Genomic DNA, 360 nt, shown 5'->3' with positions numbered 1-360 from the left:
TAGAAGCAGCTTTAAGCTCCAAGCTGATAGCTCTTAGCTAATCAGTTACGCGCTCGAAATTGGGTCTGTAGCTCAGTTGGTTAGAGCGCACCCCTGATAAGGGTGAGGTCGGCAGTTCGAATCTGCCCAGACCCACCAATTTTGTTATGGGGCCATAGCTCAGCTGGGAGAGCGCCTGCCTTGCACGCAGGAGGTCAACGGTTCGATCCCGTTTGGCTCCACCATTAACTGCTTCTGCTGTTAGAGTTTAGAAATGAATATTCTGAAGTGAATATTGATTTCTAGTCTTTGATTAGATCGTTCTTTAAAAATTTGGGTATGTGATAGAAAGATAGACTGAACGTTACTTTCACTGGTAAC

At 45.3% G+C, this 360-nt stretch carries 2 tRNA genes; both read left to right on the top strand.

Annotated elements, in window-relative coordinates:
- The first annotated feature begins 61 nt into the window (after positions 1-61).
- Positions 62-138 (top strand) — tRNA-Ile (locus FW800_RS27290).
- A 10-nt stretch (positions 139-148) separates the two neighbouring features.
- Positions 149-224 (top strand) — tRNA-Ala (locus FW800_RS27285).
- Positions 225-360 lie beyond the last annotated feature (136 nt).

The organism is Pseudomonas sp. 910_23 (assembly GCF_052850795.1).
This window is presented reverse-complemented; position numbering and strand designations above follow the sequence as displayed.